At 72.0% G+C, this 19,255-nt stretch carries 16 protein-coding genes; 7 read left to right on the top strand and 9 right to left on the bottom strand.

Annotated features, from left to right (window positions below; genetic code table 11):
• The coding region (locus tag AB0J86_RS37025; RefSeq protein ID WP_363862952.1) for a hypothetical protein at nucleotides 1-1,120 on the bottom strand (1,120 nt) is incomplete at its 3' end.
• 1,043 nt (nucleotides 1,121-2,163) lie between these two features.
• Here AB0J86_RS37025 and AB0J86_RS37020 point away from each other — a divergent pair.
• Together AB0J86_RS37020 and AB0J86_RS37015 are read left to right on the top strand one after the other, a co-directional pair.
• The gene (locus tag AB0J86_RS37020; protein ID WP_363862949.1) at nucleotides 2,164-3,063 is read left to right on the top strand and encodes a hypothetical protein; all 900 of its coding nucleotides are present in this window, start codon (nucleotides 2,164-2,166) and stop codon (nucleotides 3,061-3,063) included.
• Nucleotides 3,064-3,466: 403 nt separating this feature from the next.
• Nucleotides 3,467-5,239: a glycoside hydrolase family 6 protein gene (locus AB0J86_RS37015; protein WP_363862946.1), complete on the top strand. Its 1,773-nt coding sequence runs from the start codon at nucleotides 3,467-3,469 to the stop codon at nucleotides 5,237-5,239.
• Between the two features lie 112 nt (nucleotides 5,240-5,351).
• Here AB0J86_RS37015 and AB0J86_RS37010 read toward each other — a convergent pair whose 3' ends face one another.
• From AB0J86_RS37010 to AB0J86_RS36990, 5 genes are all read right to left on the bottom strand, one after another.
• Nucleotides 5,352-5,717: a hypothetical protein gene (locus AB0J86_RS37010; protein ID WP_363862943.1), complete on the bottom strand. Its 366-nt coding sequence runs from the start codon at nucleotides 5,715-5,717 to the stop codon at nucleotides 5,352-5,354.
• Nucleotides 5,718-5,895: 178 nt separating this feature from the next.
• Complete coding sequence (locus AB0J86_RS37005) at nucleotides 5,896-6,225, bottom strand: hypothetical protein (protein ID WP_363862940.1); 330 nt, start codon at nucleotides 6,223-6,225, stop codon at nucleotides 5,896-5,898.
• Between the two features lie 60 nt (nucleotides 6,226-6,285).
• Entirely contained in the window at nucleotides 6,286-7,917 is a 1,632-nt protein-coding gene (locus tag AB0J86_RS37000) for a sodium:solute symporter family protein (protein WP_363862961.1), read from the bottom strand.
• A 258-nt stretch (nucleotides 7,918-8,175) separates the two neighbouring features.
• On the bottom strand, nucleotides 8,176-9,081 hold the full coding sequence (locus AB0J86_RS36995; protein WP_363862937.1) for a hypothetical protein: 906 nt from the start codon (nucleotides 9,079-9,081) through the stop codon (nucleotides 8,176-8,178).
• 11 nt (nucleotides 9,082-9,092) lie between these two features.
• Nucleotides 9,093-9,719, bottom strand: a complete 627-nt coding sequence (locus AB0J86_RS36990) for a hypothetical protein (RefSeq protein WP_363862934.1) — start codon at nucleotides 9,717-9,719, stop codon at nucleotides 9,093-9,095.
• A 473-nt stretch (nucleotides 9,720-10,192) separates the two neighbouring features.
• Between AB0J86_RS36990 and AB0J86_RS36985 the strand changes: the two genes are divergently transcribed.
• The 5 genes from AB0J86_RS36985 (at nucleotide 10,193) to AB0J86_RS36965 (ending at nucleotide 16,233) form a co-directional block, all read left to right on the top strand.
• Nucleotides 10,193-11,683: a catalase gene (locus tag AB0J86_RS36985; RefSeq protein ID WP_363862931.1), complete on the top strand. Its 1,491-nt coding sequence runs from the start codon at nucleotides 10,193-10,195 to the stop codon at nucleotides 11,681-11,683.
• A gap of 349 nt (nucleotides 11,684-12,032) precedes the next feature.
• Complete coding sequence (locus tag AB0J86_RS36980; RefSeq protein WP_363862928.1) at nucleotides 12,033-14,849, top strand: nitrate- and nitrite sensing domain-containing protein; 2,817 nt, start codon at nucleotides 12,033-12,035, stop codon at nucleotides 14,847-14,849.
• A complete protein-coding gene (locus AB0J86_RS36975; protein WP_363862925.1) occupies nucleotides 14,849-15,271 on the top strand; it encodes a roadblock/LC7 domain-containing protein in 423 nt (140 codons plus the stop codon). The genes AB0J86_RS36980 and AB0J86_RS36975 overlap by 1 nt, the downstream gene beginning before the upstream one ends.
• On the top strand, nucleotides 15,261-15,650 hold the full coding sequence (locus AB0J86_RS36970; protein ID WP_363862922.1) for a DUF742 domain-containing protein: 390 nt from the start codon (nucleotides 15,261-15,263) through the stop codon (nucleotides 15,648-15,650). Before AB0J86_RS36975 ends, AB0J86_RS36970 begins: the two co-directional genes overlap by 11 nt.
• Complete coding sequence (locus AB0J86_RS36965) at nucleotides 15,631-16,233, top strand: ATP/GTP-binding protein (RefSeq protein WP_363862920.1); 603 nt, start codon at nucleotides 15,631-15,633, stop codon at nucleotides 16,231-16,233. Before AB0J86_RS36970 ends, AB0J86_RS36965 begins: the two co-directional genes overlap by 20 nt.
• Before the next feature lie 42 nt (nucleotides 16,234-16,275).
• Here AB0J86_RS36965 and AB0J86_RS36960 read toward each other — a convergent pair whose 3' ends face one another.
• The 3 genes from AB0J86_RS36960 to AB0J86_RS36950 all read right to left on the bottom strand — a co-directional run bounded on the left by AB0J86_RS36960 (nucleotide 16,276) and on the right by AB0J86_RS36950 (nucleotide 19,165).
• Nucleotides 16,276-16,890 carry an LUD domain-containing protein gene (locus tag AB0J86_RS36960; protein ID WP_363862917.1) on the bottom strand — a complete coding sequence of 205 codons (615 nt, stop codon included), beginning with the start codon at nucleotides 16,888-16,890 and terminating at the stop codon, nucleotides 16,276-16,278.
• Between the two features lie 101 nt (nucleotides 16,891-16,991).
• Entirely contained in the window at nucleotides 16,992-18,437 is a 1,446-nt protein-coding gene (locus tag AB0J86_RS36955) for a LutB/LldF family L-lactate oxidation iron-sulfur protein (protein ID WP_363862914.1), read from the bottom strand.
• Complete coding sequence (locus AB0J86_RS36950; protein ID WP_363862911.1) at nucleotides 18,434-19,165, bottom strand: (Fe-S)-binding protein; 732 nt, start codon at nucleotides 19,163-19,165, stop codon at nucleotides 18,434-18,436. The genes AB0J86_RS36955 and AB0J86_RS36950 overlap by 4 nt, the downstream gene beginning before the upstream one ends.
• Nucleotides 19,166-19,255: the final 90 nt, after the last annotated feature.

Here is a 19,255-nt window from a genome sequence, read left to right as displayed (position 1 = left end):
CGGCCTTGTCGTCGTAGGCCTTTTTGTCGTCTTTCTTGCCTTCTTCGTCCTTCTTGGCGTCCCAGCCCTGGTCGTCCTTCTTGCTGTCGCCGTAGGCTTTTTCGTCCTTCTTGGCGTCGTCGCCCTTGGCGTCCCAGCTCTTCTCGTCCTTGGTGCTGTCGCCGTAGGCCTTGTCGTCCTTGGCCTTGTCGTCCTTCTCGGCCTTGTCGTCGTAGGCCTTTTTGTCGTCTTTCTTGCCTTCTTCGTCCTTCTTGGCGTCCCAGCCCTGGTCGTCCTTCTTGCTGTCGCCGTAGGTCTTTTCGTCCTTCTTGGCGTCGTCACCCTTGGCGTCCCAGTCGCTGCCGCTCTTGTCGTCCTTGGCCTTGTCGTCCTTCTTGCCCTTGTCGTCCTTGGCGCCCCACTCCTCGTGCTCGTAGCCGCTGCTCGAGTCCTCCGAGTAGGCGAAGTCCTGGACGATCACGCCCCCGCCGGAACCGGACATGGGCGCCTTTTCGGGAGCCTTCTTCTCGGGGGCCTTTTCCTCGCCGGGCTGCTGTCCGTTCGGGGCCTTCTCCGACTCGCCCGGCGCGTGCGACTCGGTCTTCGCGTGGCTGTCACCGGTCGCCGTCCCGCTCGGGGCGGCGTGCTCCTCGGAGGACTTCTCCTCCTTGTACTTCCGGTACTCCTGGTAGTCCTTGTAATCCTTGTAGTCCTGGTATTCCTTGTCGTTCTTGTAGACCTTGTCCTTCTGGTATTCCTGGTAGTCCTTGTCCTTCTTGTAGTCTTTGTCCTTCTTGTAGCTTTGGTAGTCTTCCTCAGACTTGTAGTCCTTTTTGTCGGACTCTTCCTTGGCCCAGCCGCCGTCCTTCTCCGCGTCGTCCACCGGTTTCAGCTGGAGCTTGCCGGTGATCTTGGACGCGACCCACGGGTAGTCCTGCGGTGACTTGCAGATCTCGATGATCTTCGCCTCGTCGCCGCTCTTCACCACGTGCGGTTTGCTGAGAATTCGTCCCTCTTCGTATTTCCCATCCGCTTTGTGCGGACCGTTGTCCGCCATCGCGATTCCGGGAGAACAGACGAGCAGGGAGACGCCGCCGAGCGCGGCGCCAACGACAACCTTGCCGAAGAACTTCTTAGACATGACTTGTGTCACTCCGATCCCTGTTGCCTTCGCTCGGCGGAAGCCGGGCCACGACCGACATTAGGACGCGTTGCGAGCTTTGGTCGCATTATCGAAGCTTTTATGAATTGCCGGCTTAGGGAGGTGAGTCGTGCTATCGGGCCGGGCGGGCGGTACCGGCACCGCGGGGCCCTATCGGGCGGACGGGCGGGCGCCGGGTGATAACGACGGTTTTCGTTCCCGTCGGCCGCCCCGTTACGACCAGCCCGGAAATTGACGTCTTGGCATTCATTCTGTCCCGTCCGGCAACGCCGGTCACACTGGTGCCGACGGTCACGATTTTCCGGCGGGTTTCCCCAATGGCCGGAGCTTCGGCCCGGTCGTGCCGGACGTAGCCGCCGGTTTCGCCCCTTCAACGGATGTCCGGATTAGGCGCCCACGTCCCGTCCGAATCGGATGGGGTCCTAGTGGCGAGTGTGTACTTCACGAGCGCCTGTCCCGGCCACAGTGGAAGTGGCCAACCAGCGCGAGACCACACCAGCCCACAAGCCCGGACCGCGCCCCGCCACCAGCCGTCGCCTGAACACCAGAGGCGCTGCCCGACACCGATAACGCCCCGGACGTTCAGGTGACGGCACGGTGCGACAGCTCAAGGGCCCGCTGCGGGAGTGGCCGGCGGCCGGTCACCCGGCAAGTCCGGAATTACCGACACACCCGGCTGGTTGGAATCTTGGTAACCCGGGTGCCGGAGGCGGTTGGTCTCCACCCGAACGGTGGTCCCCGAGGTGTTGGCGCCCGCCGGAAGTGCCGGTGGCGCTCGCGCGTCCGGCGGTCGCGCGTCGCTCGCCGTCCGGCGGTCGCGCGTCGCTCGCCGTCCGGCGCTCCCCGGTGAGCCGGTGCGGGCGGGGCCCGGTACCCCGGCGGCCGGCGCGTCCGGCAACGCTCGACATCCCGACGCTGGATTTCCCCCCGCTCGATGTCGCCGCCGCCGAGATCCCGGGGCCGGACATCCCCCGACCCCGGCTATTCCTGACGCTGATATCTCTGACGAGAGGGCAACCATCGTGAAGGTCTCCTTCGCCCGATGGCTCCCGGCCATCACTCCCCAACAGACTTCGTCCCAGCAGACCTCTTCCCGGCAGGCTTCGCGCGAGCAGGCTTCGCGCCGGCGGGCCGAGGTCGGTGCGTACCGGCTCGGCGACCAGGTCCGCATCGCCGGACGGCAGGTGGCCGAGCACGCCGCGGGCGCGGCGCGCACCACGCGGCAGGCGGTGGCGCGGGTCGACGGGGAGAGCGTCCGTCGGCTGGCCGCACGTACCGGCCTGCGCAAGGGCGCGCTGCTCGTCGCCGGGCTGGCCTTCGTCGGCGGTGTCGCGGCCGGACCGGGCGTGCTCGACGCGCCGGCGCCGTCCGCCGCCGCGCCGGCCCCGCAGGCGGCCCCCGTCGCCCCGGCCGCCCCGGCCGCGCCCGCCGCGAACGACGACGGCGGGAACTCCTCGGACGACGGTGCCGCGCCGAAGATGGAGCAGCTGATCCCGTACGGGACGCAGGGCGCGCAGTCGAGCACGCCGATCTCGCCGGAGCAACTCGACAACGCCCGTACCATCGTGCACACCGCGCGGAAGATGGGCCTGCCGGAGCGGGCCGCGGTGATCGGGGTGGCCACCAGCCTGCAGGAGTCGAAGTTGAACAACCTCGGCCACCTGGGCGCGCAGAACGACCACGACTCGCTGGGCCTCTTCCAGCAGCGCCCCAGCTCGGGCTGGGGTACGCCGGAGCAGGTCACGAACCCGGAGTACGCCTCGCGGGCGTTCTTCGACGGGCTGGAGCGGGTCCACGGCTGGCAGGACATGCCGCTGACCGACGCCGCGCAGAGCGTGCAGGTCTCGGCGTACCCGTTCGCGTACGCGCAGTGGGAGCAGCAGGCGGCCGACATCGTCCGGTCGGTCGACGCCGGACACTGAGCCGCGGCCCGCGCCGGCCGCCGGAAACGAAGCCCTGGTCATCGCCCTCAGTCGGGCGTGGCCAGGGCTTTCCTCCGTCCGGAGGGGAACGTCCGGCGGGGCAACGGATCGGCGGGGATGAGTATCCGGGTGTTGTGATGGAAGCGCTCCCATGCAAGAATTCACCCACGCTGTGAGGGGAGCCACACCGCGCAGCCGACGTCGAGGGCATCCGGTTCGCCGGACGGCGTCCACACCGGCCGTCCCGGACGGCCGCACCACCACCCGCACCTCAGCCCGACCGGGCCGGGCAACCCGCAGTTTCCCCACGGCGCCTACGGCCGGTCCCACGACCGGCGCCCGTCAGGCCGCCGCGCCGGGCACCGTTCCCGATGGACCCGGCTGGCCCAAGGAGTTCAGTGGCATGAATTTACCGATCAGGTTGTCCGGCCGGCGCAAGGCGCTTGCGCTGGCGGGCGCGAGCGCGCTGGTGGCCGCCGGTCTCGTCACCATCCCGGTCACCACCGCGCACGCGGCGACCCAGTGCAGCGTGACGTACAGCACCAACCAGTGGCAGGGCGGCTTCACCGCCAACATCACCATCCGGAACGTCGGTGACCCGCTGAACGGCTGGACCCTCGGCTTCACCTTCCCGAACAGCAGCCAGCGGCTGCAGCAGGGCTGGTCGGCCACGTGGAGCCAGTCCGGCAGCCAGGTGACCGCGCAGAGCCTCTCCTACAACGGCTCGCTCGCCACCGGCGCCTCCACCAGCATCGGTTTCAACGGCTCGTGGAGCGGCAGCAACCCCAACCCCACGTCGTTCACGATCAACGGGACGACCTGCAATGGCGGTACCCCGACCACGCCGCCGACCGGCGGGCCGACCACCCGTCCGCCGACCACCCCGCCCACCACTCCGCCGACGACGCCCCCGACCACCCCGCCGGGCGGCGGCCAGCGGGTCGACAACCCGTACGTCGGGGCCCGCGGTTACGTGAACCCGGAGTGGAAGGCCAAGGCGGAGTCCGTCTCGGGCGGCAACCGCGTCTCCAACAACCCGACCGGTGTCTGGATCGACCGGATCGCCGCGATCGAGGGCACGCCGGACAGCAGCTCCAACGGCCCGATGGGCGTACGTGACCACCTGGACGAGGCGCTCGCGCAGGGCGCGGGCTACATCCAGTTCGTCATCTACAACCTGCCCGGCCGGGACTGCGCCGCGCTCGCCTCCAACGGCGAACTCGGCCCGGACGACCTGCCCCGGTACAAGAGCGAGTACATCGACCCGATCGCCGCGATCATGAGCGACTCGAAGTACCGGAACCTGCGGATCATCGCGATCATCGAAATCGACTCGCTGCCGAACCTGGTGACCAACACCGGCAGCCGGGCGACGGCGACCCCGCAGTGCGACACCATGAAGGCCAACGGCAACTACGTGAACGGCGTCGGGTACGCCCTGGCCAAGCTGGGCGCCATCCCGAACGTCTACAACTACGTCGACGCCGGCCACCACGGCTGGATCGGTTGGGACGACAACTTCGGCCCCACGGCCGACCTGCTCGCCCAGGCCGCCCGCGCCTCCGGTAGCACGGTCAACAACGTGCACGGCTTCATCACCAACACCGCCAACTACTCGGCCACCGTGGAGCCCTACCTCACCGTGACCGAGCAGAACCGCCAGTCGAAGTGGATCGACTGGAACCGGTACGTGGACGAGCAGTCCTTCGCCCAGGCGTTCCGGCAGCGGCTGATCCAGGCCGGCTTCCCCAGCAGTATCGGGATGCTGATCGACACGTCCCGCAACGGCTGGGGCGGCGCCAACCGGCCGACGGGTCCGGTCACCTCCGGCACCCTCGACCAGCAGGTCGACGGCTCCCGCATCGACCGCCGGATCCACCTCGGCAACTGGTGCAACCAGAGCGGCGCCGGCCTCGGCGAGCGGCCCCGCTCGGCGCCGGCCTCCGGCATCGACGCGTACGTCTGGATCAAGCCCCCGGGTGAGTCGGACGGCTCCAGCACCCAGATCGACAACGACGAGGGCAAGGGCTTCGACCGGATGTGCGACCCGACGTACGGCGGCAACCCGCGCAACAACAACAACATGAGCGGTGCTCTGGCGGGCGCCCCGATCTCGGGCGCCTGGTTCGCGGCGCAGTTCCAGCAGTTGATGCAGAACGCGTACCCGCCGCTGTGACGGCCGGGCCGCGCTGACAGCACCCACACCAGGTGAGCCCTGGTCCGCCGAGTCGGACTCGCGGACCAGGGCTCACCGCCGCGCGTACGGCCGGTCCTTGTGAAACGCGGCCTTACGGGACCTGGCGCTCGACGGCGGCGGGCCCGTCCTCCTCCAGCTCGCGCCGGGCCCGGGCGACGTTCTCCGGGGTCGGATCCGCCCCCTTCGCCACGGCCAGGTCCTCCGGGTCCCACGGCTGCTCGGCCCCGGTCCGGGCCGGCCCGGTGGCGGCCGGACCCGTCGGGCCGCTGGCGGCGTCCCCGATCAGATCGTCGGTGGGCGGGAAGTCGGCCTGCGGGTCGCCGGGCTCGCGGAAGGCCGGGGTGTCCGCGTCCGGGCCGCCGCCGGTACGCAGCGGCGGCGCCGTGATGTCGTCGTCGATGGCGTCCGCCACGTCCGGGTACTCCTCCAACGGCCGGTCCGGGAACTGCTCCGTCACGGGTGCTGCCCTCCTCCTCGTCCGGGAATCGGCGTCCTGCCCCCGGGTCACCTACCCGCGATCGCCCGGCCCAATCGCCCGCCCGGGCGGTTTGGCGAGCTCTGCCGCCTCGACGGAGCCGGTGTCCCGCGTGTTCGCGGCCGGCGACCGTGCGTTCGCGACCGGCGACCGTGCCGGTTCACCGGCCCGCGGCCGGACTGCCGGTGGCGTCCTGCTGCTCCTCGGACGGCGGCGGCTCGGCCGGGCGTACCCACTGCCAGAGCAGGAAGGCGAGCCCGAAGACGAGCATCGCGAGCCCGGCCCAGAGATTGATCCGTACGCCCTGGGCCTTGTCGATCTCGGCGGGGGAGTCGAAGAGCCCGACCAGGGTCACGATCACGCCGTAGACGGTGAAGAGGCCGCCGATCACCCGGCGGATGTCGAAGAGCCGGGCGGCGGCGGAGCGGCGCCGCTCCTGTTCGCTGCCGGCCAGCAGCGGGTCGGAGGTCGGGGAGGTGCGGTCTTCCATCGGGGTGTCCCTTCGTAGCGGGCCGGAGCCCATGACCGGACGCGGCGTGGGCCTCTCTCGCTAGAGGACCGGCAGGTAGAACAGCACGGACAGGGCCAGGGCGACCGCGCCGAGCAGAATCGGCGAGCGGTACCAGGCGGCGTCGCCGGCCAGCACGTCGGCGGTGAGGTCGACGCTGCCGCGCCCGTACACCAGGCCGCGCAGGTCCTCGTCGGGCTTCGGCGCGCCGAGCGGGCTGAGCAGCAGCGCGACGACCACCACCAGGACGAACGCGATCCCCGCGCCCCAGAAGCTCTCCTCCAGGTCGGACTGGAAGTCGAGCACCCCGCCGAGGTAGAGCAGGTACGTGGCGAGCGAGCCCAGGGTGCCGACCAGGAGCGACCAGAAGCCGGCCCAGGCGGTCATCCGGCGCCAGAACATGCCGATGATGAAGGTGGCGAAGAGCGGCGCGTTGAAGAGCGAGAAGAGCGTCTGGATGTAGTTCATGATGTTGCTGAACCCGGCCGCGATGAAGGCGGTACCGATGCCGACGATCACGCCGACGAGGGTGGCGATCCGCCCGACCCGCAGGTAGTACGCGTCGTCGCGGTCCCGCTTCACGTACGCCTGCCAAATGTCGTACGTGAAGACGGTGTTGAAGCCGCTCACGTTCGCCGCCATGCCGGCCATGAACGAGGCGAGCAGCCCGGTCACCGCCACGCCGAGCACCCCGTTCGGGAGCAGGTCGCGCATGAGCAGCGGGATCGCGTTGTTGTACTGCAACGTGCCGCTGTCTGCGCCGAGTCCCTTCACGGTCACCAGCGCCACCAGGCCGGGGATCACCGTCACCGCGGGGATCAGCAGCTTCGGGTACGCGCCGATGAGCGGCGTGCGCCGGGCCGCGCTCATGTTCCGGGCCGAGAGCGCGCGTTGGACCTCGGCGAAGTTCGTGGTCCAGTAGCCGAACGAGAGGACGAAGCCGAGGCCGAAGACGAGCCCGATCCAGTTGGCGCCGAGCGGGTTGGCCGAGTTGCCGGTGTCCGCCCAGGTGTGCAGGCCCGCCTCGCCCAGCTTGGAACCGCGTACCGCGTCCCACAGGCCGTCCACGCCGCCGACCTTGACCAGCCCGATCACCGTGATCGGGATGAGGCCGGCGAGGATGACGAAGAACTGGAGCACCTCGTTGTAGATAGCCGAGGAGAGCCCGCCGATGCCGATGTAGGCGAGCACGATCGCCGCACCGACCACGATCGACAGCCAGAGCGGCCAGCCGAGCAGCGCGTCCAGCACCAGGGCGAGCGCGTAGAGGTTCACCCCGGCGATCAGTACCTGCGCCACCGCGAAGCTGATCGCGTTGAGCAGGTGCGTCGGCCGGTTGAAGCGCAACCGCAGGTACTCCGGCACGCTGCGGACCTTGGAGCCGTAGTAGAAGGGCATCATCACGATGCCCAGAAAGACCATCGCCGGTACGGCGCCGATCCAGTAGTAGTGGACCGTCATGATGCCGTACTGGGCGCCGTTGGCGGCCATGCCGATGATCTCCAGCGCGCCGAGGTTGGCCGAGACGAAGGCCAGGCCGGTCACCCAGGCCGGCAGGGACCGGCCGGAGAGGAAGAAGTCGACACTGGTCCGGATCGCCCGGCGGGCGGCGAAGCCCACGCCGAGGACCGTGACGAAGTAGAGCGCCAGGATCGCGTAGTCCAGCGCGTTCATGTTGAGTCGTAGGCCGCCGTCCACGCCGCCACCTCTCGTTCGGCTCGGGCGCGTACCAGCCGGCCCGCGCCGGGCCGCCTACTACCCAAGGTGAGGAGTTTTCACTCCCTCTGTTCGCCCGGTCACGACCCGCGCTCCGACGGGGTGCGGTGGCCGAGTGCGGGGCGAGGGCGCGGCGGCGGGCGTACGCAGACGGGTGTCCCGGCCGGTGGTGGCCGGGACACCCGTCCGTGGTCCGGCGGGCTCGCCGCCGCGTCGTCAGCAGTCGAGCAGGCGGTCCAGGAACTCGCGGTAGCGGCGGACCACCATCCGGAGCTGCTCGGTGTCGCCGGCATCGGCGTCCGGCGTACCGTCCAGCTCGCGCCGGCGCGCCGCCAGCGCGGAGGTGAACGTCTTCAACGCCTCGTCCAGCAGCCCGGCCGCCTCGCCGGTGGCCGCACGGGGGTCGTCGACGAAGCGCAGCTGTACGTCCCGCCAGCGGTCGCGGAGGCCCTCGGCGGTCTCAGCGGAGATCCACTTCGCCGCCCCGGTCGTCGTGGTCCCGGACCCCGGCCCGCCCGTGGTCGCGGTACCGGTCGCCGTTCCGGGCTCGGACGTCGCCGCGCCGCGCGCCTCGCCCGGCTCCGCCGGCAGTTCCCGCGCGTCGGTGACGCCGTCCGCGGCGCGGTCCGGGTTCTCCTCGCGTACGTCGTGCTCGGTGGCGCGGCTCTCCCCGGCGAGCGCGCTGGCGGCGACCGCGTCGCCGACCGAGGCGGCGCCGAACGTGGTGGGCAGCGCCGCCGGCTCGTGGAACTCGCGCTCCCCGGCCTCGGCGCGCTCCGCGTCGGCCTCGGTCGATCGGTACGTGCCGACGCGCGGGTCGGTCGCGGTCCGTGACCCGGCCCGGTCGGCCGCGTCCGGGTCGCGACGGTCGGTGCGGCCCCGTCCCTGGTCGGCGTCGGTCTCGGGTACGTCCGGACCACGGTCGCCGCCGGTCCGTTCCGGGGTGTCGTATTCCGGGGTGTCGTAGGAGCCCCGGTCGTCGAGGGCGTCCTCGGGTGCCCGGGAGCCGGACCCGCTCCCGTGTCCCGGCTCCTCGCGTCGGCCGTCGGCCGCCTCCGGTCGTGCCGGCGCGGCGGTGGCGTCGCGCGGCTGTTCCTGCGTCTGTTGCTCGGCATGGCGCATCGGAAATCTCCTCAACGGCTCGGGGTGTCCTGGGGCACCTGCGGCGCCCCTTCGGCCGGCGCCGCCCGCCGGTCCGCGGGGTCGCCCTGCTGGCGTACGGGTTCCTCGCCCAGCAGGTCGGCGAAGAGCGCGCGGTAGTGCACGACGGCCTGGCGCAGCTCCTCGGTGCTCGCCTCGCCGCGGTCCTGGCGCAGCCGGATCTCGTGCGCGTCCCGGTAGCTGCCCAGGGTGCGGGCGTGCTCGACGCTCAGGTGCGAGAGCTGGTCGGAGTAGTCGCCGGTCGGGTAGCCGCGCTCGGCCACCAGCCGGGTGACCAGTTCGTCCGCGGCGCCGACGGCCTCGCCCGGCGAGTCGACGAAGCGGGCCTGGGTCTCCCGCCACGCCTGCGCGTACCGCCGACGGGACTCCTCCGACAGTGGGGTGAGGGTGAGTTCGGCGTGCCGGCGCTCCCGGGCACGCAGCTCCCGTTCGGCTGCGGTGCGGTCCTGCTCCGTCTCGACGGCCCGGTCGTACTCCGGCCCGAACCGGGTGCGCAGGGCGCGGCGCCGGGTCTGTTGGACGATCACCCGGGCGGCCACGATGACGGCCGCGAGCACGACGATGATGATGGCGCTGACGACGATCTCGGTGGACGACATGGCTCCTCCTTCGCCATCCGTATTCCCGCGGGACCCTCGTCGCCAATCCCGATCCGCCGTACTTTCCTGCCCGGTCCGGGCGGTACCCGGCGGGACGCCCCGGCCCGGTCGCGCCCGAAACCCCCGGTCCGGCCAGGGCGCCGAGCGGGGGCGCCGAGCGTTTTATCCGCCTAAGTCTGATTCGTCGCCGGGCCGCCGCCGGGCCGCCGCCGGGCTGCGGGTGGGCTCTAGACTTGACTCATTCCAGAAAACGCGCTTGGGTGGTCGGGTGCGCGCCGGCCGTGCCGCCGGGCCGGAACCGCGGCGCGCCGGAACCCGGGTGCCGCGGGCGGCGTTGTTCGGGTCGCGGGGGCGGGACGCCGGAGGCGGACCCGAGCGTGACTCCCGCCTACGGCGCGGGAGCGCGTGGCGATTGCGCCCCGGGGCATTCGTCCCCGGTTGCCAGGAAGAGCACCAGTATCAGGAGGAGACCGATGAGCGATCCCCAACTCCCCAAGCCGACCCTCACGACCCGGCAGGGTCACCCGGTGCACAACAACCAGCAGCAGCGCACCGTCGGTTCGCGCGGGCCGGCGACGCTGGAGAACTACCACTTCCTGGAGAAGATCAGCCACTTCGACCGGGAGCGGATTCCGGAGCGGGTGGTGCACGCGCGCGGCTTCGTCGCGCACGGCGAGTTCGAGGCGTACGGGACGATCGGCGACGAGCCGGCGTCGCGGTACACCCGGGCCAAGCTCTTCCAGACCAAGGGCCGGAAGACGCCGGTGAGCGTACGGTTCTCCACCGTCATCGGCGGTCGGGACTCGTCCGAGGCGACGCGCGACCCGCGCGGCTTCGCGGTGAAGTTCCGTACCGAGGACGGCAACTGGGACCTGGTCGGCAACAACCTCCCGGTCTTCTTCATCCGGGACGCGATCAAGTTCCCGGACGTGATCCACGCCCTGAAGCCGGACCCGGTCACCTTCCGGCAGGAGGCGAACCGGATCTTCGACTTCATGTCGAACACGCCGGAGTCCATGCACATGCTGACCTGGCTGTTCAGCCCGCGCGGCATCCCGGCCAACTACCGCACCCAGGACGGCTTCGGGGTGAACACGTACCGCATGGTCAACGCCGAGGGCGAGGGCGTGCTGGTCAAGTACCACTGGAAGTCGCAGCAGGGCATCGAGTCCCTCACCGAGGAGCAGGCCGCCGCGATCCAGGCCAACGAGCTGGGCCACGCCTCGAAGGACCTCTACGAGGCGATCGAGGCGGGCAACTACCCGCAGTGGGAGCTCAACGTCCAGCTCATGAGCGACGACGAGCATCCGGAGCTGGACTTCGACCCGCTGGACGACACCAAGACCTGGCCCGAGGACGTCTTCCCGCTGCGGCCGGTCGGGATGATGACGCTCAACCGGAACGTCACCAATTTCCACAACGAGAACGAGCAGATCGCGTTCGGCACCGGCGTACTGGTGGACGGGCTGGACTTCAGCGACGACAAGATGCTGGTCGGCCGGACCTTCTCCTACTCCGACACGCAGCGCTACCGGGTCGGCCCGAACTACCTCCAGCTGCCCGTCAACGCGCCGCGCCAGGACGTGCCAATCAACACCAACCAGGACGGCGGCCAGATGTCCTACCACGTGGACAACCGGGGCGCCAACCCGCACATCAACTTCGAGCCCTCGTCCGTGGCGGGGCTGCGGGAGGCCGACGAGTCGTACCGCGAGTACCGGCCGTACGTCTCCGGGCAGGTCGTCAAGGCGCCGATCGAGCGGCAGAACAACTACGCCCAGGCGGGCGAGCGGTTCCGCACCATGCCGGACTGGGAGCGCGACGACCTCGTCAAGAACCTGGTCAACCAGCTGAGCCAGTGCGACAAGCACATCCAGGAGAAGATGGTCTGGCACCTCGGCCAGTGCGACGAGGCGTACGGCCGCCGGGTCGCCGACGGGCTGGGGCTCACCGTCACGGCCTGAGCCGTCACGGCCTGGGCCGGACGAGGCGCGGGCAATGTTGCGGGGTGCTCGTCCGGGCGCGCGTGAGCGCCGGGCGGGCACCCCGACGCGTGCGGGCGAGTCGAGGGTCACACCGCCGCCCGACAACCCTGTGCAATGTCCGTACGTAGCCCTTATGTGGCAAGGGATCGCGTTCCACAGGAGACGGTATTGTCGGTTAGCCGGCAAAGGTGCCCGGATGGCCTGGTAGTGCCGACGCTTACGATTCCGTATTCTGCCGAAGGCGCGCGGCCGTGATTCGCGACTCCGGCCGGGGGTCGCGGCCGGCCGGAAACACGTACGTCCGCCAACCCCCCGTGGGCGAGGTCTGATGAAAACCCGCAACTGGCCGATCCGGTCGAAGATCATCGCTTTGATTGCGGTGCCCGTCGCCGCGCTGCTGGCGCTTTGGATCTTCGCGACCACCCTGGCGATCGGCCCGGCGCTCTCGCTGCTCTCCGCCCAGCGGCTCCTCGACGAGTTGGGTCGGCCGGGCGAGCAGCTGGTCGCCGAACTGCAGAAGGAACGCCGCCTCTCGGTCGTCTACCTCGCCGGCAAGGGCGACGTCGGCGCGCTGGGCGCGCAGCGCGCCAGCACCGACCGGGCGGTCGCGGAGCTGCGCCGCCGGGCGACCGGCGACGCCCTGCGCGACGCCGCCGGCGAGTCGCTCGAAACGCGGCTCGGCGAGGTGCTGACCGCGCTGGAGGCGCTGCCGGCCGGGCGCGGGTTCATCGACCGGCGGGACATGGACCGCAGCGGCGCGCTCGGGCTCTACAGCAGCATGATCACCTCGCTGTTCCGCGCCTTCACCGAACTCGCCACCCTCCCCGACGAGGGGCTCAACCGGCAGGCCCGCGCCCTCACCGCGCTCGGGCAGGCGCGCGAGGTGCTCGGCCAGGTCGACACCCTGGTGGCGGGCGCGACCAGCGCGAACACCTTTGCCGAGGGCGAGCACGAGCAGCTCGTGCAGATCATCGGCACCTCCCGGTACCTCTTCACCGCCGCCGTGGCCGGCCTGCCCGCCGAGGACCGGGCGCGGTACCAGCGGCTCACCGAGAGCGAGCCCTTCGTCCGGCTCACCGGCATGGAGGACGACCTCGTCGCCAAGGGGCGCACCGGCGCGGCCCCACCGGTGACGGCGCAGCGCTGGCAGGGCGAGTACGACGTCGTCCAGCAGCGGCTGCGCGACTTCGAGCTGTCGACCTCGGACGCGCTCGCCAAGCGCACCATGCCGGTCGCGATCGACATCCTGGTGCGGCTCGGACTCGCCGGCGTGGTGGGCCTCGCCGCGGTCGTCGTCTCGCTCCTCATCGCCGTACGCATCGGCCGGTCGCTGATCCGCCGCCTCACCTCGCTGCGGGCCGACGCGCTGGCGCTCGCCGAGCAGCGGCTGCCGGACGTGGTCGGCCGGCTGCGGCGGGGCGAGGAGGTCGACGTCAGCCGGGAGGCGCCGCCGCTGGAGTACGGGCAGGACGAGATCGGCCAGCTCGGCAAGGCGTTCAGCGAGGTACAGCGCACGGCCGTACGCTCCGCGGTCGACGAGGCGGTCCTGCGCCGCGGGCTGAACGAGGTGTTCCTCAACATCGCCCGGCGCAGCCAGACGCTGCTGCACCGGCAGCTCGCCCTGCTCGACAAGATGGAGCGGCGGGCCACCGACCCGGAGGAGCTGGAGGACCTGTTCCGGGTCGACCACATGTCCACCCGGATGCGTCGCCATGCCGAGGACCTGGTCATCCTCGCGGGCGCCGCGCCCGGGCGCGGCTGGCGGAACCCGATCCCCATCGTCGACGTGATCCGCGGCGCCATCTCCGAGGTGGAGAGCTACGCCCGGGTCGACATCCAGACCGTCCCGCCCGCCGCCGTCCTCGGCCGGGCCGTCGGCGACCTGATCCACCTGCTGGCCGAGCTGATCGAGAACGCCACCTCGTTCTCCCCGCCGCAGACCCGGGTGCAGGTCCTCGGTCAGGTCGTGCCGAACGGGTACGCCATCGAGATCGAGGACCGGGGCCTCGGCCTCACCCCCGAGGCGATCGAGGACGCCAACCGGCGACTGGCCGACCCGCCCGACTTCGACCCGGCCAACAGCTCGCGGCTCGGCCTCTTCGTGGTGGCGCAGCTCGGCGCCCGGCACGGGATCCGGGTGCGGTTGCGCTCCTCGCCGTACGGCGGGGTCACCGCGGTGGTGCTGGTGCCCGGCAACCTGGTCACCGACGCCCCGGCGCAGCCCGCGCGACCGGCCCGCCCGGCGGCGGGTGGGGAGGCGCCCGACGGGCCGGAGGACCCGGCTGCGGGTGCCGAGGACGCCGCCGCGCCCCCCGTCGCCCCGGAGCCGGGCCGGCGCGCCGGTCGGGTCACCCGGCTGACCGCCGTACCGAGCCGCCGCGCCAACCGGCCGGCCGCCGCCGGGAAGCCGGCGGGAACGCGGGCGGAGCCGCCGGTCGGCGACGACGGGCTGCCCCGGCGGGTTCGGCAGAGCAGCCTGGCGCCGCAGCTGCGCGAGGATGCCCCGGCGGCGACCGAGGCCGCCGAGACCGGCGGACCGCCGGCACCGCGCTCGCCGGAGCAGGTCCGGTTGTTGATGGCGGCGCTGCAGTCCGGGACCGCCCGGGGCCGCAAGGACGCCGGCCTCCCCACCGAGCGCGCCGGCGACGAGGAACGACCCCGCCCGCCGGCCGGCGCGGAGCCGAACGGCGCGGCCGCGGCCGCAGAAAGGTCGCCCGGCGCTGCCTCGCCCGGCGGGGAGGCACCCGGTCCGCTCCCGGACGGCGGGGACGCCACCGTCGTGATGCCCCGGCTCCCGGCGGACCTGCCGGTCGATCCGAACCAGCCGGGCGCATCGGGCCAGCCGGGCGCATCGGGCCAGCCGGGCACACCGGGCTACCCGGGCCAGCCGGGCGTACCGGGGCAGCCCGGCGGGCCCGCCGAGCGGGCCGCGGCCGCCGAGACCGCCGCACCGCCGCCGCTGCCGGTACGCAAGCCGAGGTCGGCCGCCACGCCGGCTCCGTCGGCGTATCCGGTTCCGGGGGACGGCCCGGCAGTGGCCGCCACGCCGCCCGCCGACCAGCCGACCGCGGAGCTGCCCCGTGTCATCCTCGAAGCCGCCCCGGTGACCGGGCCGGGCTCTACCGATTCTGGAAGGGACGCCTAGTGGTGAACACGACGAGGCCGGGCGCGCAACTCGACTGGCTGCTCGACGACCTGGTGGAGCGGGTGCCCACCGCGCAGCAGGCCGTCGTGCTCTCGGCGGACGGTCTGTTGATGGGCGCGTCGGCGAATCTGACCCAGGAGGACGCGGAGCACATGTCCGCGATGGCCGCGGGTTTCCAGAGCCTCGCCAAGGGCGCCAGCCGGCACTTCGGCGCCGGGGCGGTCCGCCAGACCGTGGTCGAGATGGACGAGGCGTACCTCTTCGTCACGGCGGCGGGTCAGGGGGCGTGCCTCGCCGTGCTCGCCGACGCCGACTCCGACATCGGCCTCATCGCGTACGAGATGGCGATGCTGGTCACCCGGGTCGGGCAGAACATGAGCGCGGCGAGACGCTCATCCACGGAGCCCGCCGATGCCGGCTGAGCCACCCGGTCCGCACCACGACTGGCTGGACGAGGAGGCGGGGCCGCTGGTCCGGGCGTACACCATGACCGGTGGGCGGGCCCGGCCGGCGGCGGGCGGCTTCGACCTGGTCGCGTTCGTGGTGGCCGGACCGCCGGAACGGCTCGCCGGCCGTCCACAGTTCCAGCCCGAGCACCGGATGATCGTGGAGATGGCGCAGGAGCCGATCTCCGTGGCTGAGCTGTCGGCCCACCTCGACCTGGCGCTCGGCGTGGTGCGGGTGCTCCTCGGGGACCTGCTCGCGGCGGGGCTCGTCGACATCCACGAGCCCCCGGCCGCCACCAACTATCCCGACGACAACATCCTCAAGGCGGTGGTCAATGGACTCCGTGCGCTCTGACCGTACCGGCGGCGGGCGGCCGTTGCCGATCGCGCTGAAGATCCTCATCGCGGGCGGGTTCGGGGTGGGCAAGACGACGCTGGTCGGTGCGGTCAGCGAGATCCGGCCACTGCAGACCGAGGAGATCCTCACGGACGCCGGTGCCGCCACCGACGACATCTCGGGCGTGGAGGGCAAGAACACCACCACGGTGGCGATGGACTTCGGCCGCATCACCATCAACGACGACCTTCAGGTCTACCTCTTCGGCACCCCAGGGCAGGACCGGTTCTGGTTCCTCTGGGACGAGCTGTCCTTCGGCGCGCTCGGCGCGGTGGTCCTGGCCGACACCCGCCGGCTCGCCGACTGCTTCCCGTCGGTCGACTACTTCGAGCAGCGGGGCATGCCGTTCGTCGTCGGGGTCAACTGCTTCGACGGCGCGCAGCGCTACAGCACCGACTCGGTACGCCAGGCGCTCGACCTCGACCCGGGCGTGCCCGTGGTCCTCTGCGACGCGCGCGAGCGGCAGTCGGGCAAGACCGTACTGGTCACCCTGGTCGAGTACGTCGCCCAGCGGCGGGGCCGTCCCGTCCCCACGGCCTGACCCCGGGCCCCGCCCGAGGCGCGGCGGCCCGACGCGCGGCGGTCAGCCGACCAGGAGCACGTCCAGCCGGCGCGGTCCGTGCACGCCCTCGACCCGGTTCAGCTCGATGTCGCTGGTCGCCGAGGGACCGGCGATCATGGTCAGCGGCCGGGTCGGGTCGGCGAGCCGACGCAGCGCCTGCGGCACGCCGGCCACGATCTGCTCGGCGCGGACGACGCAGACGTGGTGGTCGGGGACGAGCGTGAGCAGCCGCCGGCCCTGCTCCGGACCGGCGTCGAGGATCAGGGTCCCGGTCTGCGCGACGGCGACCGCGCAGCCGCTGACCACCGCGAGCCCCGGCGCGTCCAGCTCGGTGACCGCGAGCGGGTCCGGGTCGCCGTCGCGCCGGACCCGTCCCGGGTACGCCGCCAGCCACCCGCCCGGCAGCCCGGACGGCACCGCCACCTCGGGTACGCCGTCGAGCAGCCCGGCCAGCGCACCGGCCAGCTCGTCGGGGGCGCAGCGGCGCACCGTGGCCCGGTAGTCCACCAGCCGGTCGACCAGCAGCTCGATCAGGTCTCCGGCCGGCGGGTCGGTCTCGTAGTCGCGGGGCACCGGGACGCTCCCGGTCGGGCGCGCGGCCCGGATCCGGGCCAGGATCTCATCTCGTGCGCTCATGGCCGCTCCCGCCTCGCCCCGGCCCGGTCCCGCGCCGGTTCCGTCCGCCCTCGTCCCGTGCCGGCCGCCCGGTCCCGCGTCGTTGCCGGGGACCGGCCGGCTCACCCGCGTTCACGGGCGGCCCACCACTCGCGGAAGGTCTGCCGGGCCGGCAGCGGGGCGTCCCGGCTCGCGGTCCAGGCGCTCAGCGGCCACGGCAGCCGCCGCAGCTGCCCGGCGTGGCTGGCCGGGCGCAGCGGGGCGGAGCCGCGGCGGGCCGCCCGCAGCGCCGCCGCGTAGCGTCGCCGGTCCCGCATGACCCAGGACATCGCCCGCATCGCGGTCCGCTCCGCCGAGGGGCGGTGCCGCTTCGCGTCGACGCCGCGCTGCCGCAGGTGCACCAGCACCTCGGGGATGTCGATGCGCACCGGGCAGGCGTCGAAGCAGGCGCCGCAGAGCGTCGAGGCGTACGGCAGGGTGCGGTTGGCGCCCGCGTCGGGGCCGGTCATCTGCGGCGAGAGGATCGCGCCGATCGGACCGGGGTAGACGGAGCCGTACGCGTGCCCGCCGACCCGCTCGTAGACGGGGCAGACGTTGAGGCAGGCCGAGCAGCGGATGCAGCGCAGCGCCTGCCGGCCGACCGGGTCGGCGAGGGTGTCGGTACGCCCGTTGTCGACCAGTACGACGTGGACGTTCTGCGGCCCGTCGCCCGGGGTGACCCCGGTCCAGAGCGAGGTGTACGGGTTCATCCGCTCGCCGGTCGACGAGCGGGGCAGCAGCTGCAGGAAGACCTCCAGGTCCCGGAAGGTCGGCAGCAGCTTCTCCACCCCGACCACGGAGATCAGCGTCTCGGGGAGGGTGAGGCACATCCGCCCGTTGCCCTCGGACTCCAGCACCACCAGCGTGCCGGTCTCGGCGACCGCGAAGTTGGCGCCGGAGATGGCGACCCGGGCGGAGAGGAACTTCGCGCGCAGGTGCCGCCGGGCCGCCTCGGCGAGCGCGGGCGGGTCGTCGGAGAGGGCCGAGGGGTCCACCCCGGGCATCCGGCCGGCGAAGATGTCCCGGATCTGCCGCCGGTTGTAGTGGATCGCCGGTACCAGGATGTGCGACGGCGTGTCGTCGGCGAGCTGCACGATCAGCTCGGCCAGGTCGGTTTCCACCGCCTCGATGCCGGCGTCGGCGAGCCGCTCGTTGAGCCCGATCTCCTGCGTCGCCATCGATTTGACCTTGACGACCTCGCGGCTCCCGGTCTCGGTCACCAGCCGGGTGACGATCTCCCCGGCCTCGGCCGCGTCCCGGGCCCAGTGCACCGTGGCGCCGGCCGCCGTCACCGCCGCCTCAAACTGTTCCAGCAGCTCGGGCAGGCGGGCGAGGACGTCGTCCTTGATCGCCGCGCCGGCCCGGCGCAGCGCCTCCCAGTCCGGTACCTCGCCGACCACGCTCAGCCGCCGGTCGCGGATGGTGTGGGTGGCCCGGCGCAGGTTCGCGCGCAGCTGCGCGTTGGCCAGTTCGCGCCCGGCCGCGGTGGGGAAGGGCAGGTTGGCGACGATGTTGCCGGTACCGGTCATGACGACTCCTCCGGTCCCGCCAGGATCTCGGCGTAGTGGATCGCCCGCACCGGCGCGCCGCGGCGGGACAGGCCCCCGCCGATGTGGGCCAGGCAGGAGTTGTCGGCCGCGGCGACGTACCCGGCGCCGGTCCCGCAGACCGCGTCGCACTTGTCGGCGAGCATGGCGGCGGAGACGCCCGCGTTCTTCACCGCGAAGGTGCCGCCGAATCCGCAGCATTCGGTGCCGCCGGGCAGGTCGACGAGGTCGAGCCCGCGCACCGCGCGCAGCAGCCGCAACGGCCGGTCGCCCAGGCGCAGCATCCGCAGCCCGTGGCAGGTCGGGTGGTACGTGACCCGGTGCGGGAAGGAGGCGCCGACGTCGGTCACGCCGAGCACGTCGACGAGCAGCTCGGACAGCTCGTACGTGCGGGGCGCGAGTTCGGCGACCCGGGCGGCCAGCTCGGGGTCGTCGGCCGCCAGCCTCGGGTACGACTCCCGGACCATCGCCACACACGAGCCGGACGGGGCCACCACCGCCTCGTACGGGGCGAACGTGTCGACGAAGCGGCGGACCAGCGGCAGGGCCTCGGCGCGGTACCCGCTGTTGGCGTGCATCTGACCGCAGCAGCTCTGCTCCTGCGGGAACTCGACGGTGTGCCCCAGCCGTTCGAGGATCCGCACCACGGCCCGTCCGGTACCCGGGAAGACCAGGTCGTTGACGCAGGTCACGAAGAGGGCGATACGCATGCCTCTGCACCTCCCCCACCGGTTCACGGGCCGGTGATCCGGCCAGTGTAGGGAAGTTTCACCTTCGCCGCCGTGCCCGATGTCACCGGG

This window comes from Micromonospora sp. NPDC049559, from assembly GCF_040676675.1.
Lineage (GTDB): Bacteria > Actinomycetota > Actinomycetes > Mycobacteriales > Micromonosporaceae > JBFAPK01.
The sequence above is the reverse complement of the archived record's forward strand: the minus strand, read 5'-3'. Positions and strand labels throughout refer to the sequence as shown.

What these genes read in the sequence shown, in the direction of transcription:
- AB0J86_RS36965 (WP_363862920.1), top strand. Translation starts at nt 15,631, where the DNA reads ATGGACTCCGTGCGCTCTGACCGTACCGGCGGCGGGCGGCCGTTGCCG.
- AB0J86_RS36955 (WP_363862914.1), bottom strand. Translation starts at nt 18,437, where the DNA reads ATGACCGGTACCGGCAACATCGTCGCCAACCTGCCCTTCCCCACCGCG.
- AB0J86_RS36950 (WP_363862911.1), bottom strand. Translation starts at nt 19,165, where the DNA reads ATGCGTATCGCCCTCTTCGTGACCTGCGTCAACGACCTGGTCTTCCCG.
- AB0J86_RS36960 (WP_363862917.1), bottom strand. Translation starts at nt 16,890, where the DNA reads ATGAGCGCACGAGATGAGATCCTGGCCCGGATCCGGGCCGCGCGCCCG.
- AB0J86_RS36985 (WP_363862931.1), top strand. Translation starts at nt 10,193, where the DNA reads ATGAGCGATCCCCAACTCCCCAAGCCGACCCTCACGACCCGGCAGGGT.
- AB0J86_RS36970 (WP_363862922.1), top strand. Translation starts at nt 15,261, where the DNA reads ATGCCGGCTGAGCCACCCGGTCCGCACCACGACTGGCTGGACGAGGAG.
- AB0J86_RS36990 (WP_363862934.1), bottom strand. Translation starts at nt 9,719, where the DNA reads ATGTCGTCCACCGAGATCGTCGTCAGCGCCATCATCATCGTCGTGCTC.
- AB0J86_RS37005 (WP_363862940.1), bottom strand. Translation starts at nt 6,225, where the DNA reads ATGGAAGACCGCACCTCCCCGACCTCCGACCCGCTGCTGGCCGGCAGC.
- AB0J86_RS37000 (WP_363862961.1), bottom strand. Translation starts at nt 7,917, where the DNA reads ATGAACGCGCTGGACTACGCGATCCTGGCGCTCTACTTCGTCACGGTC.
- AB0J86_RS36980 (WP_363862928.1), top strand. Translation starts at nt 12,033, where the DNA reads ATGAAAACCCGCAACTGGCCGATCCGGTCGAAGATCATCGCTTTGATT.
- AB0J86_RS37015 (WP_363862946.1), top strand. Translation starts at nt 3,467, where the DNA reads ATGAATTTACCGATCAGGTTGTCCGGCCGGCGCAAGGCGCTTGCGCTG.
- AB0J86_RS36995 (WP_363862937.1), bottom strand. Translation starts at nt 9,081, where the DNA reads ATGCGCCATGCCGAGCAACAGACGCAGGAACAGCCGCGCGACGCCACC.